This is a genomic window from Streptomyces sp. NPDC020422, from assembly GCF_044386705.1.
In the GTDB taxonomy this organism is placed as follows: domain Bacteria; phylum Actinomycetota; class Actinomycetes; order Streptomycetales; family Streptomycetaceae; genus Streptomyces.
The window spans coordinates 278,642-293,629 of sequence record NZ_JBIRVJ010000006.1 but is presented as its reverse complement, the minus strand read 5'-3'; the positions used below and the strand labels follow the sequence as shown (position 1 = coordinate 293,629).

General features: G+C 72.3%; 12 protein-coding genes. 7 read left to right on the top strand and 5 right to left on the bottom strand.

Features of this window, described 5'->3' with window-relative positions:
• Positions 1-2: 2 nt before the first annotated feature.
• From wecB to ACH414_RS18325, 6 genes are all read left to right on the top strand, one after another.
• Positions 3-1,106: a non-hydrolyzing UDP-N-acetylglucosamine 2-epimerase gene (gene wecB, locus ACH414_RS18350; protein WP_382533771.1), complete on the top strand. Its 1,104-nt coding sequence runs from the start codon at positions 3-5 to the stop codon at positions 1,104-1,106.
• A gap of 111 nt (positions 1,107-1,217) precedes the next feature.
• Positions 1,218-2,081, top strand: a complete 864-nt coding sequence (locus ACH414_RS18345) for a chain length determinant protein (protein WP_398942452.1) — start codon at positions 1,218-1,220, stop codon at positions 2,079-2,081.
• 23 nt (positions 2,082-2,104) lie between these two features.
• A complete protein-coding gene (locus ACH414_RS18340) occupies positions 2,105-3,682 on the top strand; it encodes an oligosaccharide flippase family protein (protein WP_398942450.1) in 1,578 nt (525 codons plus the stop codon).
• Position 3,683: 1 nt separating this feature from the next.
• Positions 3,684-4,727 (top strand): hypothetical protein, encoded by a 1,044-nt coding sequence (locus tag ACH414_RS18335; protein WP_398942448.1) that lies wholly within the window; start codon positions 3,684-3,686, stop codon positions 4,725-4,727.
• Between the two features lie 90 nt (positions 4,728-4,817).
• Positions 4,818-5,480, top strand: coding sequence for a class I SAM-dependent methyltransferase (locus ACH414_RS18330; RefSeq protein WP_382533779.1), 663 nt, complete (start codon positions 4,818-4,820; stop codon positions 5,478-5,480).
• Positions 5,480-6,265 carry a glycosyltransferase family 2 protein gene (locus ACH414_RS18325; protein WP_391768891.1) on the top strand — a complete coding sequence of 262 codons (786 nt, stop codon included), beginning with the start codon at positions 5,480-5,482 and terminating at the stop codon, positions 6,263-6,265. Before ACH414_RS18330 ends, ACH414_RS18325 begins: the two co-directional genes overlap by 1 nt.
• Here the strand turns inward: ACH414_RS18325 and ACH414_RS18320 are convergent.
• Positions 6,250-7,194, bottom strand: a complete 945-nt coding sequence (locus ACH414_RS18320) for a glycosyltransferase family 2 protein (protein WP_398942446.1) — start codon at positions 7,192-7,194, stop codon at positions 6,250-6,252. The genes ACH414_RS18325 and ACH414_RS18320 overlap by 16 nt on opposite strands.
• Entirely contained in the window at positions 7,194-9,221 is a 2,028-nt protein-coding gene (locus ACH414_RS18315) for an O-antigen ligase family protein (RefSeq protein ID WP_386566736.1), read from the bottom strand. The genes ACH414_RS18320 and ACH414_RS18315 overlap by 1 nt, the downstream gene beginning before the upstream one ends.
• Positions 9,222-9,277: 56 nt before the next feature.
• Here ACH414_RS18315 and ACH414_RS18310 point away from each other — a divergent pair, with 56 nt between their 5' ends.
• Entirely contained in the window at positions 9,278-9,934 is a 657-nt protein-coding gene (locus ACH414_RS18310) for a hypothetical protein (RefSeq protein ID WP_386566738.1), read from the top strand.
• Here ACH414_RS18310 and ACH414_RS18305 read toward each other — a convergent pair.
• From ACH414_RS18305 to ACH414_RS18295, 3 genes are all read right to left on the bottom strand, one after another.
• Complete coding sequence (locus ACH414_RS18305) at positions 9,909-10,517, bottom strand: acyltransferase (RefSeq protein ID WP_382533788.1); 609 nt, start codon at positions 10,515-10,517, stop codon at positions 9,909-9,911. The two genes, ACH414_RS18310 and ACH414_RS18305, sit on opposite strands and share 26 nt — an antisense overlap.
• A gap of 101 nt (positions 10,518-10,618) precedes the next feature.
• Positions 10,619-11,665, bottom strand: coding sequence for a glycosyltransferase family 2 protein (locus ACH414_RS18300; protein ID WP_398942444.1), 1,047 nt, complete (start codon positions 11,663-11,665; stop codon positions 10,619-10,621).
• Between the two features lie 19 nt (positions 11,666-11,684).
• Positions 11,685-14,945, bottom strand: a complete 3,261-nt coding sequence (locus ACH414_RS18295; RefSeq protein ID WP_398942442.1) for a DUF4082 domain-containing protein — start codon at positions 14,943-14,945, stop codon at positions 11,685-11,687.
• Positions 14,946-14,988: the final 43 nt, after the last annotated feature.

The window sequence follows — 14,988 nt, the reverse complement described above, 5'->3', positions numbered from 1 at the left end:
GTATGCGCATCATCTGCGTCGCCGGCGCACGCCCCAACTACATGAAGATCAAACCGGTGATGGACGCCCTGGAGGCCAGGGGCGCCGAGGTGTTCCTGGTCCACACCGGCCAGCACTACGACCCGGCCATGAACGACGTCTTCTTCCGCGACCTCGGCCTGCGCCCGCCCGACCGCTTCCTCGGCGTGGGCTCCGGCAGCCACGCCGTCCAGACCGGGCGGGTGATGGCCGAGTTCGAGCCGCTCGTGGCGGAACTCGCGCCGGACGTCGTCGTCGTGGTCGGCGACGTCAACTCCACCCTGGCCTGCGCCCTGGTCACCGCCAAGGCGGGCCCGCTGCTCGCCCATGTCGAGGCCGGGCTGCGCAGCCGCGACTGGTCGATGCCGGAGGAGGTCAACCGGCTCGCCACCGACCGGATCAGCGACTACCTCCTCGCGCCCTCGGACGACGCGGCCGTGAACCTGCGCGCCGAGGGCTACCACGAGGACCAGATCCACGTCGTCGGCAACGTCATGATCGACACGCTGTTCGCCAACCGGGAGCGGGCCCTCGCGTCCGACGCCCTGGAACGGCACGGCGTCGCCCGCGGCGGGTACGGCCTCGTCACCCTGCACCGCCCCGCCAACGTCGACGACCCGGCGGTCCTCTCCGGACTCCTCAAGGGGCTCGGCGAGGTCGCCGCGCACTGTCCGCTCGTGCTGCCCGTCCATCCCAGGGCCGCCGAGAAGCTGAACGCGCTCGGCGTGCCGGGCGGCATCCGACTCGTCCCACCGGCCGGGTACCTCGACTTCATCGCCCTCCAGGCCGGTGCCCGGATCGTCCTCACCGACTCCGGGGGCGTCCAGGAGGAGACCACCGCCCTCGGGGTGCCCTGTGTGACCCTCCGGGACAACACCGAGCGCCCGATCACGGTCGACGAGGGCACCAACGTCCTCGCGGGCCGCGACCCGGAGCGGATTCAGGCCATCGCCGGGCGCCTCCTGGAGGACCCGCCTCCGCCGCGCCGCCCGGCCCTGTGGGACGGGCGCGCCGGGGACCGGATCGCCCGGGTCCTGCTGGACGGGGGGACCGCGGGTGAACGCCCGCGGCCGACCGACCACCGTTGACCGCAGACGTGGTGATCGCGAAGGGCTCACAACCTGACGCGATCCCACCTATCCTCATCTGCGGTACGGCAGTTGAGCAGCCGCCACACAGGGGGCGCAGGGGGGAACGCCATGGACCTCGCAGAGATCTTCCGGGTCATGTGCCGGCGGTGGTACGTCCTCGTGCCCGGGCTGCTGCTCACGGCCGGGCTCACCGTCGGGGCGTGGCTGTTCGTCCCCACCTCGTACGAGTCGCAGAGCACGGTCGCGCTGCTCAACTCCCGCAAGGGTGCGGCGGCCGACGGCAACCCCTTCCTGAGCATGGAGCCCTCGCTCACGGGCATGGCCGACAGCCTCGCCCGCAACGTCAACTCCGACGCCTCGGTCGCCGACCTCAAGGCCAAGGGGCTGACCGAGAAGTACGAGGCGAAGATCGCCGACAACGCGCAGGGCCCGCTGCTCTGGCTCACCGTGACCGGCGACGACCCGGACGCGGTGCTGCGGGCGAACAAGACGCTCATGGCCTACACCGCCGAGCGCCTCAAGGAGCTGCAGGCGGACCAGAAGGTCGAGCCGGACTCCATGATCCGGCTGACCACGATCGTCCCTCCGCAGGACCCCGAGGCCAAGCTGAAGTCCAAGGTCCAGTACCTGGTCATGGCCGCCGGACTGGGCTTCGTGCTGAGCCTCGTGGCCACCTTCTTCGTGGAGGCGCGCCGCCGTCACGCCGCCCAGGCGAAGCGGGCCGAGCCGGTAGGGGACGTAGAGCCGCCGGCGCCCGTGCAGCCGGCGGTGCCCGCCGAGCCGGCCGAGGCCGCCGAGCCCGCGGTCCAGCCCGCCGCGTACGAGCCCGCGGGGCCGGTCCAGCCCGCCGCGTACGAGCCCGCCCACGCCCAGCCCGTCGACCAGCCCGTCGACCAGCCCACCGTCCAGCTGCCCGTGCAGCCGGCCGACGGGCGCCGCCCCGCCAAGCGGCCACCGTCGTGGGTGAAGTGACCCCTGCCCCGAGGAGCAGTCCGTTGGATGCCACGCCCGCCGCCGGGCCGGCCGAGCCGAGCTCGCTCGGCAGCAAGGTCCGCTCGGCGACCCGGTGGAGCCTCGTCAACACGATGGTGATGCGGCTCGGCAACTTCGCCACCGGCATCGTCCTCGTGCGCTACGTCCTCGACCCGGCCGCCTGGGGCGTGTACGGCGTCGCCCAGACCGTCCTGATGGTCCTGCTCTCCGCCAACGAACTCGGCGTCTCGCTGGCCATCGTGCGCTGGGAGGGCGACGTACGCCGGTTCGCGCCGACCGTCCTCACCCTCAGCGCCGTCTCCAGCGGACTGCTCTACCTGAGCCTGTTCGCCGCCGCCCCCGCCATCGCCGCGCTGCTCGGCTCCACCGAGGCCACCGCGGTCCTGCGGGTGATGTGCGTCTGTCTCGTCCTCGACGGGCTCTCGCAGATCCCCGCGGGCGTGCTCACCCGAGAGTTCGCCCAGGGCCGGCGGATGGTCATCGACGCGCTCAACTTCGTCGTCAGCACCTCGGTGACCCTGGCCCTCGCCCTGCACGGCTGGGGCGCCATGAGCTTCGCCTGCGGGGCCGTCGCCGGGAACGTCGTGGCCCTCGCGGGCTGCGCGCTCGCCGCCCCCGGCATGCTGCGCTTCGGCTGGGACGCGGCCCAGGCACGGGCCCTGCTCCGCTTCGGCCTGCCGCTCGCCGGGGCGAGCATGCTGGCGCTCGCCGTGGTCAACGCCGACGCCATGATCGTCGGCGCGGTCCTCGGCAACGTCTCGCTCGGCTTCTACATGCTCGCCTTCAACATGGCCGGCTGGCCCGTGCGGGTCATCTCCGAGACCGCCCGCCGGGTCTCCTTCGCCGGGTTCTCCCGCCTCGCCGACGACCCCAAGGCCCTCTCCCGCGGCTTCGGCAGCGCGCTCGGTCTGCTGATGACCTGCACGGTCCCGGCCTGCGTCCTGCTCGGCGCGCTCGCCGGACCCGCCGTGGAGCTCGTCTACGGGGCGAAGTGGCTGCCCGCGGCGGAGGCGCTGCCCTGGCTGATGGCCCTCGGCCTCGCCCGGATCGCCGCCGAGCTCACGTACGACTGCCTCGTCGCGATCGGCCGCCGCCGCTCGCTCCTGCTCATCCAGGGGCTCTGGCTGGTCACCCTGGTCCCCGTCCTCGTGCTCGCCGCCCGCGCCGGCGGCATCGAGACGGTCGCCGCCGGCCATGTCCTGGTCGCGGGCGCGGTCGTGCTGCCCGCGTTCCTGGTGGCCCTGCGCCGCGGCGGGATCGCCACCCGCACCCTCGCACGGGTCTGCGCGCGCCCGGTCCTCGGCGGCGCCCTGATGGCCGCCGTGCTGCTGGTGCTGCGCCGGGAACTGGGGGAGGGACTCGGAGCCCTGTCCGCCACGAGTGTCATCGGGCTCGTGTGCTACGCGCTGTGCGTGCTGCCCGGGCGCAGACTGGTCCGCGGCGCGCTCGCGCGGTTCGGCCGCGGACCGGCGGAGCCGCCGCAGGACGACGCCCCCGTCGTTCCTGCCGACCCCACCGACCCTGCCGTACCCGCCGTTCCCGCGCAGAAGCAGCCGGCCGCCCCGGCACACGAGCGATGAGGTGAGTCCCCTGGCCCGAACCGGCCGCCGCAAGCTCCTCGGAGCGGTGCTGCTGACCGCCGTCCTGCTGTTCTCCCTGATCACCTTCACCGGATTCGGCGGCACCGCCGTCTGCCTGGGCGGTGCGGCGCTGTGCGACTCCCGCGCCATCACCGCCCCCGGCGCCGGGAGCCCCTCGGGGACCGCCGGCCCCTCCGACGCCAAGCCGCCCGTGCGCCGGGGCTGCGCGGGCCCGAAGGCCTGCGGCTACCCCGACGCGAGCACCACCGGGCCGCGGATCGCGACGCTGACCCCGCAGAGCACGGGGAACGCGAGCATCCGCACCGACGGCACGGTCATCAGCGGCTGGGACATCACCGGCTCGCTCGACATCTACGCCGACAACGTCACCGTGGTCGACAGCCGCATCACCTCCACCAACTGGTGGGGGATCAATCTGCGGCCCGGCTACTCCGGCCTGCGCATCCTGCACACCACCATCACCGCCGTCCCCGGCAAGGGGCCGAACAACGGCGGCTCGGACTACGCGGTGTCCAACATGAGCACGAGCTCGGTGGAGGTCGGCCACTGCGACATCTCGGTCTTCGGCGACGCCCTCTCCATGGGCCAGGGAAACCTGCACGACAACTACGTGCACGACATCGTCCCGTTCAAGAACCTCGACGGCGAGTGGCAGCACACCAACGCGGTCATCAGCAACGGCGGCGGCAAGGGCAAGCTGATCATCCGGCACAACACCCTGATCAACCCCACCCCCGTGGACAAGGGCGCCTCGGCCGCGATCGGTCTCTTCGCCGACAGCGCCCCGGTCACCCACACCGTCGTCGACAGGAACTGGCTGGCGGGCGGGGCCTACGCCCTGTACGCGGGCGGCAAGGACTCCAGCGGCATCGAGGTCACCGACAACGTCTTCTCGCCCGAGTTCTTTCCTTCCGGAGGGAAATACGGGGCCGTCGCCTACTGGAACGCCGCCGGCAAGGGCAACGTCTGGAGCGGCAACCGGATGGCGGACGGGACACCCGTCGTCCCCGAGCAGCAGCCCTGACCAAGGTCAGGAGATCGGCTGATAAATACCCACTCTCCGCCTAGAGTTGGGCGCGACCCCACCCCCTTCCGAACCCAGGTGGTTGATCCGATGTCGCGCACCCGTGCCCTCCGCAACCGATTCGTCGACGCGCCCGACTCCCTCGGCGAACGATTCCGCGCGGCCCGCTGGGAGCGATTCCGGAAGTGCTTCCCGCGCATCGAGGACATGCGGGTGGTGGACCTGGGCGGCACCGCGGAGAACTGGCAGCGCTCCCCGCTCCGCCCCAAGCACGTCCACCTGGTGAACCTGGAGGCGCACCCCGCCGAGCTGCCCGACTGGATCAGCGCCGAGATCGCCGACGTCACCGATCCCGGAATCCCCGCCAAACTGGGCGAGTTCGACCTGGTCGTCTCCAACTCCACGATCGAGCACGTCGGCGGCCCCAGCCAGCGCCGCCGCTTCGTCGCCGCCATCGAGCAACTCGCCCCGCTGCACTGGGTGCAGACCCCCTACCGCTACTTCCCGGTGGAGCCGCACTTCCTCGCCCCCGGCTTCCAGTTCCTGCCGCTGGCCGCCCAGGCCAAGCTCGTACGGCACTGGCCGCTCACCCACAGCCGCCCCGCCACGCCCGAGGAGGGCATGGACGCGGTCATCAACATCGAGCTGCTCACCCGGGCCGAGATGACCTACCTCTTCCCCCGCTCCGTGATCCTCAGCGAGCGGGTCGCCGGGCTCACCAAGTCGCTGACGGCCGTCCGCACCCGGGTCTGATGCGCCGCGTCCTCAGGGGGCCGTGGGAGCTGCTCAAGCGACGCTTCGGGTGGCTGGTCCTGTACGAGCTCCGCAACAAGGTCCTCCTCGCTCCCACCGCCCTGCGGCTGCGCCGCTTCGAGGACGCCGAGACCGCCCGGCTCGCCCGGACCCTGAACCGCCGGCCCACCGCCCGGGTCGCCACCGTCATCGCCACCCACCGGCGCCCCGAGGCGCTGCTGCGGGCGGTGCGCTCGGCCCTGGAGCAGACCGTGCGGGACCAGGTGGTGATCGTGGTGGACGACGGGGCCGGACTGCCCGAACTCCCCGCCGACCCGCGCCTCTTCGCCGTCTCGCTCCGCCGGAACACGGGCGTGGCCGGTGTCGTGCGCAATGTGGGGATCCGGCTGACCGCCTCGCGTTACGTCGCCTTCCTCGACGACGACAACCTCTGGGAGCCCGAACACCTGCAGGAGGCGCTCGCCGCCCTCGCCGCCCCGGGCGGCCCCGACGGCGTCTACACGGCGCTGCGCAGGGTACGGCCCGACGGCACCGACATGGACGTCCTGTCCGTGTCCTTCGACCGGCGCAGGGCCGCCCACGAGGCCTTCCTCGACACCAACGCGTTCGTCGCCCGGCGGACCCGGGCCCTGCGCTTCAGCAGACTGCGGCGCACCCCCGAGGTGCTGCCCCGCGAGGACTGGGAGCTGATCCGCCGCTACAGCCGCGGGCGCCGGGTGGCCCACCTCGCCCGGCCCACCGTGCGGTACCTGGTGAACCCGGGCAGCTTCTACACCTCCTGGTGAGGGGAGCGGGGCGCGCCCAGCAGGGCGCGCACCGCGGCCCGGGCCGGCTCCCGGCCCAGGGCGGCCCGCGACAGCTCCCGCAGCAGCACAGCGGAGCGGAACGCCACCGTGGCCGGCAGGCCGTGACGGCGCCGGTAGAGCCGCACCCGGTTCACCACGAGCAGCGACCACAGCCGGGGGGAGACCCGCGAGTCCCCGCCGAGGTGCACGGCGCGCGCCGCGGGCTCCAGGCAGGTGCGCAGGCCGAGGTCCCGGGCCCGCAGGCAGTACTCCGTCTCCTCCGAGTAGAGGAAGAAGGACTCGTCCCACGGGCCGCAGGCGTCCACGCACTCCCGGGACAGCGCCAGGAGCGCCCCGGTCGCCCAGTCGGCCACGGTCCGCCCGGCGTACGCGGACGGCGCCGTGACCAGCTCGCTCCAGCGGGGGAAGCGGCCGGCCCTGCGGTTGCCGAGGACGGCCTCGCCGAGCGCCCGGGTGACGCTGGACTCGCGGCGCAGCGAGTGGACGAGGCGGCCGTCCTCCTCGTACAGCAGGGGCACCGCGACGCCGACCCGGCCGCCGTCCGGCAGGGCGGCGCCCAGCCCCGCGAGCAGCCTCGCGGCGCAGCCCTCGTCCATCCGGACGTCCGGGTTGCAGATCAGCACCGCCCCGAAGCCGCCCTCCCAGGCGGACGCGGCACGCAGGGCCGCGTTGATCCCGAAGGCGTAGCCGCCGTTGCGGCCCGTCTCGACGACGGTGGCCTCCGGGGCGTGCTTGCGGACCACGGCGACGGTGTCGTCGGCGGAGTCGTTGTCGGCGACGACCAGGCGCCAGTCCAGGCCCGCCATGCCCGCCGGGAGCGAGTCGAGGAAGCCGGGCAGCACATCGGCGCTGTTCCAGGTGACGACCACGACGGCGACGGGGCCGGACGACGGCTGCTGGTCGGACATCAGATCTCCACGAGGTGCGAGGGGTCGGGGGTGCGCTGCCGCGGCACCCGGTCCGTGGACCGGGCCTCGGCGGCCTCGCGCCGGACGAATCCGAGGCAGCTGCCGCCCGCGCCGAGCAGCAGGAAGAAGACGCCGGCGAACATGGGGAAGCTGAGCGTGTCGAAGGTCGCGCTGATCACCAGGGCGACCAGGGCCGAGGCGAAGAAGGCCTGGCCGAGCTCCCGGTCCGGCTCGTGCCGGGCGAGGCGCCGGATCGCGCCTCCGTTGTGCACCCCGGTGAGACCCAGGACGAGCAGCACGGCGACACCGAGCGCGCCCAGCTCGGCCAGGGTCAGCAGGTACTGGTTGTCGGTGAAGAAGTAGCGCTCCGGGGTGAAGGTGCCGAAGCCGCGGCCGAAGACCGGGTCCTGCTGGAAGTACTCCGCGATCTTCGGGTACTTGATGGTGCGGGCCTGGGTGCTGCTGTCGGCGTTGTTCAGGCTGCCCGAGAAGAGCGTGGTGATGGTGCCGATCAGGCCCGGCACCAGGACCTTGAACACCGCGACGGCGCCGAACAGGATGCCGATCGCGGTCCAGCGCCGCTGCGGCTTCCAGCGGGGCACCATGATCAGGACGACCACCAGAAGGCCGATGATCGAGGTCCGGGACACCGTGAGGGGCAGCCCGCCACCGAGCAGCACCACCGGCGCCCAGCGCTTCCAGGCGCTCAGGCGCGCCCGTACCGGGTCGAAGGCCTGGGCGATGGCGAACGGGAGCAGGATGGCCAGCATCCCGCTGAACTCCAGCGGATGGGCGGTGAGCGAGCGCGGCCGGGTGAACGAGCCCCGGTCGAGGACGGCGACGTTCGCCACGCTGGAGTTGAGGCCCGGGATGCGCAGCGCGTCGGCGATGTTGGTGCCGGTGAAGAAGTCGTACAGGCCGAGCAGGGCGACGATCGAGCCCATCACGACCAGGCGTCGCAGCAGCACGTCGAGCCGCTCGCGGTCCTGGATCCCGGCCGTGGTCAGCACCACCAGGGACACCCAGACGAGCAGCACGATCAGCCCGCGGTCGGCCGCCAGGATCTCCTTCTGGGAGCTGATCCGGTCCTGGTTCGCGACGTACGACATCAGCACGGCGACGGACAGCAGCAGGACCACCGTCCGCATGGTCCGGGTCCCCGGCGCGGGCGCGATCCGGCCGCCGCACCAGGTCGCCAGGTACCAGAACAGGCCCAGCAGCGCGAAGACGTTCGCCGGTGTGCCCGCGCCGCCGAGCGCGGGCAGCGCCAGGTTCGACGGAAGGAACAAGGCCAGCGCCAGATAGCCGGTGAGCACGGCCGTGGCGTCCAGCGGCCGGGTCAGCAGGGTGCGCAGCCGTCCCGCGCCGGGGCGCGGCGCCGGGGGAGCGGGGCGGGCCTCCGGCAGCCCGCGGGTGCGGCGCCGGGCGGCCGCCCAGGTCTCGATCACGAAGGAGAGCAGGAAGGCCGCCGTGATGCCGAAGACGACGACGGCCGCGACCTTCTGATAGCGGGACTTGGGCTGCGAGACCGGCTTCTGCGGCGGCACGATCCGCGCGGACCGGACGTAGTAGCCGTCCGGCACCCGGGCCTCCTCCTGGAGGACCAGGAGCTGCTCGGCGGCGTAGTCGGTGATCTTCCGGGTCTCGTCCAGGACCTTGGCCCGGTCCTCGCCCTTGACCGTCAGGGTGAGCAGCGGCCCCTCCGCCTGGGCGGCGAAGTCGACGGCGTACTCGTCGGTGATCCCGCGGCCCTGCAGTAAACGGGCCGTCTCCGGGGACTGCAGCGCGCGGATCAGCACATCGGCCGTGCCGATCAGCGAACCGCTCGCGTACGCCAGCGGATTGCCGTAGCTCGGCGCCGGCTTGGCCACCCGGCTGGAGTTGAGCAGCGCCAGCTGGCTCTGCGACTCGTAGGTCACGGGGACGGTCGTGTACAGATAGCCGCCCGCGACCAGACTCAGCAGGGTCAGCGGCACCATCACGTACCAGCGCCCGGCCAGGACGCGGAAGATCTCGGCGATGCTCACGAACCCTCCCCCGGTTCCTCTTCGTGCTGCCAGTATCGATGCTGATGGAAAGAGACGTGCTGACTCCCGAGGGACTGGCCCGCGTGCTGCTGCGCCGCTGGTACGTCCTGCTCCTCGCCGTGCTCGTCACCGGCGCCGCCTGCTACCCGGCGCTGCGGCCCGCACCGCGCTACCAGAGCTCGGCGGTGCTGGTGGTGAAGCCGCCGCGCACCGACAACCAGCCCAACCAGCTGACCAACCTCCAGCCCTCGCTGGCGATGGTGTCGTACGCGGTCGTCCAGCAGCTCCAGTCGCCCGCCGGACGGGCCGAGTTGCGGGCGGCCGGGGTGCACGGCACCTACCGGCTCACCCCCCGCAACAGCGGCACGAGCGCCACCCCGTACTACTCGATCCCCACCCTGCAGATCGAGTCGGAGCAGACCCGGCCCGAAGAGGCGGACCGCCAGGTCCAGTTGATCATCGGGGTGTACGGACGGCACCTGAGCGCCCTGCAGGCCGCGCAGCGCGTGCCGGCCTCCACCCTGCTCACCGTCGACCTGGTGAACCGCCCCGGGACCGTCGCCCTGCCCCCGAACCGCACCCGCGCCGTCGCCGGCGTGGGCGCGCTCGGCACCCTCACCGGAGTGATGTCGGCGCTGTGGATCGAGCGGCTGGCGGCGGCGCGTCGCGGCCGGCGGGGACAGCGGCTCAGTGGGGCGCACCGTACTCCGTGAGCCGCCCGTCCCGCTCCTCGTAGCGCTCGCCCGTCTCCGGGCACACCCACACCCCCGGCCGGCCGTCCTCCTCGGCGAGCCGGACGCCCGCCTTCCCGACCCAGCCGGTCTGCCGGGCCGGGACCCCCATCACCAGGGCGAAGTCGGGGACGTCCGCGGTCACCACCGAACCGGCCGCGACCAGAGCCCAGCGTCCGATGCGCACCGGCGCCACGCACACCGAACGGGCGCCGACCGCGGCGCCGTCGCCGACCACGACGGCGACGGGATCCCAGTCGCCGCCCCGCTTGAGCGTGCCGTCGGGGGCGACGGCACGCGGGTTGTGGTCGTTGGTGAGGACCACCGCCGGTCCGATGAAGACGCCGTCGCCGAGCACGGCCGGCTCGTAGACCAGGGCGTGGTTCTGCAGCTTGCAGTTGTCGCCGATGGTCACGCCGGGGCCGACGTACGCGCCGCGCCCCACCACGCAGTTCTCGCCGAGGCGGGCGTCCTCGCGGATCTGGGCGAGCTCCCACACACTGCTGCCCGCGCCGACGACGGCCTTCTCGTCGACCTGGGCGGTGGGCTGGACCCGGTAGTTCACGAAGGGTGCCTTTCTGTCGTCTCTGTCGGAGCGGAAGCGGAGAGGAAGCGGAGAGGACGTGGAGAGGAATCGGTGGGGAGCCGGGTGGGAACGGAGGGGAGTCAGATCCCGCGGCGCTTCCACGACCGCCACCACAACCACTCACGCCCCCGGTCCACCACGGCCGACAGCACCAGCGGCTGGAGGTACGGCATGACCCGCGGCCCGATCCGCCGCCGCAGGCGCAGTGCCCGGAACTCCGGCAGCGTCTCGGCGTCCGGGCGCCACTGCCGCGCCAGCGCCACCAGCTCCTCGACCGGGACCACGTCGGTGCGCCCCCGGTCGTAGGCCCGGTAGGCCCGCCGCAGCGCCTGGCGGGCGAGCCGGGTGTCCACCAGGCCGGCGAGCCGCTCGGCCTGCGGGAGCAGGTCGGCGCACTTCTCCAGGACCGCGCTGAACGCGGCCCGGCGCTGCCGCAGGTCGTCCAGCTGGCCGCCGAAGTCGGTGGTGGACATGTTGTTGCCGTGGACCCGGTAGTACGCCTGGTCCGCCCCGCGGACGTACCCGACGTCCGCGTGCGCGGCCAGCCGCATCCACATCTCGATGTCCCCCGCGTGCGGCAGCGCCGGGTCGTAGCCGCCCACCTTCCGCTGGAGGCTGGTGCGGACCACGACCTCGGGCGAGGTGATGCACCCGGTGCCCTCGCGGAAGCGCCGCTCCAGCCACCAGTGGCCGGGGTAGACCACCGAACCGGTGGAACGGGTGCGGGCCGCCGGCAGCGGCCCGCCGTGCCGGAAGCGGAGCGGCCTGCCGTAGCAGAAGCCCGCCTCCGGGTGGGCGTCGAGCAGGGCCACGGCCCGCACCAGCGCCCCGGGGACCAGCCGGTCGTCGGCGGACAGCAGCACGACGTAGTCGCCGTCCGCCCACTCCAGCAGGCCCTCGTTGTAGGTGGCGATGTGCCCCTTGTTGGTCTCGTGGACCCGTACCTCGATCCTCGGGTCGGAGGCGGCCAGCTTGCGGGCCGCCTCCGCCGAGTCGTCCGGCGAGGCGTCGTCGATGATGAGCACCCGTACGTCGAGGCCGGGCTGTTCGTCGAGCACGCTGCGTACGCAGTCGGCCAGGAAGTGCCCGTACTTGTAGCACGGGATGACGACGCTGACTGAACTCATGCTGGTGCGGTCCCCGGTCTCAGTTCGTGCCGGTGGTGAACACCGGTCCGACCCAGTAGTTCGTCGAGTTGTACGAGCTGTTCGGGAAGGCGCTCGAAGCGCCGTACCGGTACAGCCCGTTCGGCTTGCCGCCGCTGTCCGCGGGCGCGGACAGCGGGTGGTTCAGATAGGTGCCGGCGAAGTAGCCGCCGTCCGAGGCGTAGTTGCCGTTGGGGGCGTGGTACGAGGCGACGTAGCCGGTGCCGGCGGTGATGGCGACCGGGGTGGCGAAGGTGAGCTGCTGCCAGCCGGAGGCCGTCTCACCGGTGAAGGTCCCGGTGGCCAGCAGGGTGCCGTCCTCGGACCACAGGCTTCCGGTGTGGGTGCCGGTGTTGCCGGCGCCCTTGTAGAAGGTGATGCCGGTGACCTTCCCGTCCAGCGAGGACGTGAAGCGGGTGCCCAGCTCCAGGGAGTTGGAGTCGCCGGTCTCCGAGGCCCGGGCGGGCACGGCGTCCGGCCCCCACAGGGTGCACGGGCAGGCGGCCGGCGGCGGGGTGGCTCCGGTCGTGAACGTCCAGGTGACCGGTGTGCCCATCGCGTTCCCCCACAGGTCGGCGGCCTGCACGGACGCCGTGTACGAGGTGCTGAGCGCGAGCTGGCTGGAGAGCGTGTACGCGGCCGTCTTGCCGTCGCTGCTCAGCGTGGCCCGGCCCGGGACGGTGGCGCCGCCGGGGCCCTTCAGGGTGAACAGCAGGCTGCTGCTGTCGACCGCCTGGTCGAAGGTGGCGGACAGCGGGGCGGTGATCGCCACGCCGGTCGCCCCGTTCGCGGGGGTGGTGGCGGTGACCTGCGGCGGTGCGGTGCTCGCCGAGCCGGTCTCCAGGACGGCGTCCACCCAGTAGTTGCTGCCCGAGGAGGCCTGGGACGGGAAGCCGCTCGAAGAGCCGTAGCGGTAGACGCCGTTGCCGCCGTCGGTGCCGTTGCGCAGCGCCGTCAGCGGGGCGAGGCCCGCGCCCTTGTCGCTGAAGAACCCGGCGTCGAAGGCGTAGCCGCCGTTCGGGGCGAAGTAGGAGGCGATGTAGGTGGTGTCCGCCTTCACCGGGACCGGCGAGGCGAAGTTCAGCTGCTGCCAGCCGGACGCGGTCTCACCCGTGAAGGTGCCGGTGGCCAGGAGCTGGCCGGAGGCCGACCACAGGCTGCCCTTGTGGGTGCCGGTGTTGGCGCTCGACTTGTAGAAGCGGACGCCGGTGATGGTGCCCGGCACCGAGCTGCGGACCTTCACGCCGAGCTCCACGGAGCTGCCGTCGCCGCCGTTGGCCTTGCCCGGGACGGCCGAGGACGGCCACACGGTGCACGGGCACTCCTGGGGGACGACGGTGAGCGGGACGGAGGTGACGGAGCCGATGTTGACGCTGTCGTCGACCGCGCGCACCTTCAGGCTCGCCGCGCCCTGGGTCATCGGGGTCCAGGTGTAGCTCCAGGACCCGGTGCCCTCGGCCGCGTGCCAGGTGGTCCCGCCGTCGGTGGAGACCTCCACCCGGGCGACCACGCCGCCGCCCGAGTCGGCGGCCGTACCGGTGACGGTGATCTGCCGCTGCGCGGGGACGGAGCTGTTCGCGGCCGGGCTCGTCACGGTGACGGACGGTCCCGTCAGGTCCGTGGAGGCGGTGGCCGCGACCAGGCCGGACTGCAGGGTCTTCGGCTGGAGCCCCATGTCGGCGAGGATGTTCACGGTCGCCTGCTGCATCCGCTTGTCCTCGGTCACCACACCGCCGCCCGGGTCCGCCGTCGGCACGTTCGTCAGACCCCAGGACCACTGCACGGTGCCGGTGCCGAACACCAGCGCCTTGGAGGTCTGGTCACGGAAGGCGACCAGGCTGTGCGTCGCGGTGCCGTTGCCGTAGTTGTTGCCCCAGTCCTGCAGGTACTTGCCGTCCTGGACGTCGACGGTGGTCTGGGAGAGGCGGATCTGGCCGGCCGGACGGGAGGCGTTCTCCACGTCGCTGTCCCACTCGTAGCCGAGGGTGCCGGTGGGGAAGGTGGCGACCTGGTTGCCGGTCAGGCCGGCCACGGAGGTGTTGCGCCACAGGCGCATCTTCGCGAAGGCCGCGGGCACCGTGATCGCGTCGCTGCGGTAGCCGTTCACCTGGAAGAGCGAGCCCGTCAGGATGTTCTGCGGCTGGTAGGCCGCGCCCTCCTTGGTGCTGTCCGGGTCCATCCAGGTCCCGGTCCACTCGGTGCTGGGGTCCGGCACCCCGTTGGGGGTCGGGAACTTCAGCTTGGTCTCCTTGTAGCTGACCAGCGTCCGGTCCGGGCCGTGGCCGGCGTCGATGCCCGGCTCGAGGCGGGTCTTCCAGAAGATCTCGTTGCCCGCGAAGTACGTCTGGTGCTGGCCCGCCTTGCGGGCGTTGAGCACGTTGGTGAACTGCTCCTGGGTCCAGTACTCGTCGTGGCCCTGGGACATGTACATCTTGTGCTTCGGCAGGATCGAGGCGCCGCGCGAGGCGATGTCCACGCCCGAGGCGTAGCTGACGTCGTAGCCGTTGCGCTCCAGCCAGGCGATCATCTCGAACTCGGAGCCGTACACCCCGTTGTCGCCGGAGATGTCCATCGGCCGGTTGTAACTGACCTTGTACGCACGCCCGTCGGGCGCGGGCCCGTTCCCGTCGTAGAGGTTGGTCCCGCCCCAGTCGTTGTACGCCTGCCAGGTCTGGTCCGAGGTCTGCACGAGGATGTCGGACGTGCTGGAGTCGTTGCGCACCACGAACGGGTACGGCATGAGGCCGTTGCCGTCCGCCTGGTCGAAGTTGGCGATGTAGAGACCGGAGACGGCGTCGCTCGGGACCGTCCAGGTCGCCGTGGTGGGCCAGTTGCCGCAGTCGAGTAGACCGGTCGACGCCTGCGAGAGGCAGTCGGCCCGCTTGAGCAGGTAGTTCGCGGGATAGGTCTGCTCCGACTGCGCCGGGGTGGACATCAGCCGGGCGCCGTCACCCCCGTACCAGCCGAGTCGGTAGATCCGGACGTGGTAGGCGGCCGGCGACTGCACCTTGAACTGGACCGTCTCGCCCGGCTGGACGCTCATCTTGGTGGTGAATCCCGCGATGTCGCCGTAGTTGTTGCCCGAGAACCACTCGGACATCGGCGTGCCCGGCTTGGAGTTCTCGCACACGACCGGGTTGCTGCCCGCGCCACACGGGTCGGCCAGCGCGCTGGCGCTCTCGACCGGTGGCAGGACGATCGATATCAACGCCGCGGCCAGGGCGAACACGGCGCCTCTGGCCCGACGGATGTGGTTGTGCATCGCTGTACCTTTCACGGGCAGTGCAGTCCAGGCCTACCGGCCG

Excerpts from the sequence above, each read along its gene's own strand:
- wecB (WP_382533771.1), top strand. The coding sequence starts at position 3 with ATGCGCATCATCTGCGTCGCCGGCGCACGCCCCAACTACATGAAGATC.
- ACH414_RS18345 (WP_398942452.1), top strand. The coding sequence starts at position 1,218 with ATGGACCTCGCAGAGATCTTCCGGGTCATGTGCCGGCGGTGGTACGTC.
- ACH414_RS18330 (WP_382533779.1), top strand. The coding sequence starts at position 4,818 with ATGTCGCGCACCCGTGCCCTCCGCAACCGATTCGTCGACGCGCCCGAC.
- ACH414_RS18325 (WP_391768891.1), top strand. The coding sequence starts at position 5,480 with ATGCGCCGCGTCCTCAGGGGGCCGTGGGAGCTGCTCAAGCGACGCTTC.
- ACH414_RS18320 (WP_398942446.1), bottom strand. The coding sequence starts at position 7,194 with ATGTCCGACCAGCAGCCGTCGTCCGGCCCCGTCGCCGTCGTGGTCGTC.
- ACH414_RS18300 (WP_398942444.1), bottom strand. The coding sequence starts at position 11,665 with ATGAGTTCAGTCAGCGTCGTCATCCCGTGCTACAAGTACGGGCACTTC.
- ACH414_RS18295 (WP_398942442.1), bottom strand. The coding sequence starts at position 14,945 with ATGCACAACCACATCCGTCGGGCCAGAGGCGCCGTGTTCGCCCTGGCC.